2 protein-coding genes are annotated in these 2,142 nt (G+C 74.0%); one reads left to right on the forward strand and one right to left on the reverse strand.

Translation table 11 applies throughout. The features are described from left to right. Nucleotides 1-104: 104 nt before the first annotated feature. Nucleotides 105-947, reverse strand: coding sequence for a PAC2 family protein (locus MXD58_RS29860; protein WP_248840356.1), 843 nt, complete (start codon nt 945-947; stop codon nt 105-107). A gap of 604 nt (nt 948-1,551) precedes the next feature. Here MXD58_RS29860 and MXD58_RS29865 point away from each other — a divergent pair. Next, nucleotides 1,552-2,142, forward strand: a 591-nt coding sequence (locus MXD58_RS29865) for an HAD family hydrolase (protein WP_250611487.1), incomplete at its 3' end; no start/stop codon positions are given.

The raw sequence follows: 2,142 nt of genomic DNA on the forward strand, positions 1-2,142 counted from the left end.
CCCCCCCGCCCCCCCCCCCCCCCCCCCCCCCCCCCCCCCCCCCCCCCCCCCCCCCCCCCCCCCCCCCCCCCCCCCCCGCCGGCCGCGACCAGCGGTGAGCTACATCACTGCCCGCGGCGGCGCAGGTAGCGTTCGAACTCGCGGGCGATCGCGTCGCCGCTGGCCTCGGGAAGCGCCGTCTCGGGTTCCCGGGACTCCAGCGAGCGGACATACTCCGCGACCTCGCTGTCGCCCGCGGCGAGTTCGTCGACCTGGCGCTCCCACGCCTTGGCCCGCTCCGGCAGGTCACCGAGGGGAATCTCGATGTCGAGCAGGTCCTCGACGCGGCGCAGCAGCGCGAGGGTCGCCTTCGGGCACGGCGGGTTCGCCACGTAGTGGGGCACGGCCGCCCAGAACGACACCGACGCGAGTTCCGCCCGCGCGCACGCCTCGCCGAACACGCCCACGATCCCGGTGGGGCCCTCGTAACGGGACGGCTCCAGACCGAGCCGCGCGGCGGTCGCCGCGTCCCCGGCGGTGCCGCTGATCGGCACGGGCCGGGTGTGCGGCGAGTCGGCCAGCAGGGCGCCCAGCGAGATCACCATGTCACTGCCGAGCGCGTGGACGGCCTCGATGAGTTCGTCGGTGAAGCCGCGCCAGCGCATGTTCGGCTCCAGGCCGCGGATGAGCACCAGGTCCGTCTCGGACTTGGGCGGGCGCGCCACGGACAGCCGCGTCGTCGGCCAGGTGATCTTCCTGGACGCGCCGTCCGTCCCGCTCACCGTTGGCCGGTTCACCTGGAAGTCGTAGTAGTCGTCGGGGTCGATCGCGCCGATCACCCGGGCCTTGAACGCGGTCTCGAGGTGCTCGACGGCAGCCGACGACGCGTCGGCGGCGTCGTTCCACCCCTCGAAGGCGGCTACCACGACCGGCGACCGCAACTGGCCGACGCCGGAGAACTCGATCACCTACCACCTCCTGCCGCCCCATGGCGGCCCACTGCCCCGGTGACAGTGCAACGGTACGTCCTCACGCGGACGACTCCCTGCCCAGAGCTGACATCCGTGACCTCAGCCCTCCTCGCGTCCGCTGGGTAACCTGCGCCTCCCCGCGGTGCTCCTGCGCGGGACCAGTCTGGCGGTGTGCTCGTGGGAACGCCCTTCCTCGGTCTGGCCGGCCGGTCCGGCCGGGTTACGGGCGCCGGTGGGCACCCGGTCCGGATCGTCCCGGTGGCTGCACCGTATCGGCTCGGGAGCGATACCCGCCGCCGCGGGATCGTGAACGGTCGCGAGCTGGCCTGTCCGCGTCGCGACACCCGCCCGCCGCGGTACGTACTCGGCCGTGCCGGACATGTGCCTCCGCTCGTCCTACCACCTCGCGGGACCTCCCTCGCGCACGTGTCGCACCCCGGCTGTGAGATCCGCCGCCCAGGCCGGCGCTCGATGTGTGGCAACGGTCCGGCAGCATACGACCTGGACCGTCTCGGCCGGATCGATCGCGCCAGGCGGCCCGGCAGGACACCTCCCGGCGCTCCGGGCCCCCGGCGCCGGACGAACGGAGCTGGGAGCACACGTGGGTAGCCTCGCGGCGGTCTTCTTCGACATGGATGGTCTGCTCGTCGATACCGAGCCGATCTGGACGATCGCCGAGAACGAGGCCGCCGCGCGCTTCGGCCGGGAGTTCACCCCGGCGATGAAGCGCGCGATGATCGGCCATGGTATCGACACCGCCGTCCCGATCATGGTCTCGATGCTCGGCCAGCCGGAGTCGGCCATCGAGGAGACCGCGCGGTTCCTGCTGCGGCGTTCCGCGGAGCTCTTCCGCGAGCCCGGCGTGATAGTCCCGCGGCCCGGCGCCCTGGAGCTGCTCGGGGTGCTGCGCGCGCAGGGGGTGCCCACCGCCCTGGTCTCCTCCTCCTTCCGCGACCTGATGGAGCCGGTCCTCGAGGTCGTCGGGCGTGACGCGTTCGCCGCGACGGTGGCCGGCGACGAGGTCACCCGCCGCAAGCCCCACCCCGAGCCCTACCTGAGCGCCGCCGGTCTGCTCGGGGTGGACCCGCGGCACTGCGCCGTGCTGGAGGACAGCGTCTCCACCTGCCAGCCGCCGCCGTCCGGGCCCTTGCCCGCCGGCGGGACGAGGGTCGCCGGCGGCGTGTCGGCGTGC

The sequence above is a fragment of the Frankia sp. AgKG'84/4 genome (genome assembly GCF_023242965.2).
Lineage (GTDB): Bacteria > Actinomycetota > Actinomycetes > Frankiales > Frankiaceae > Frankia.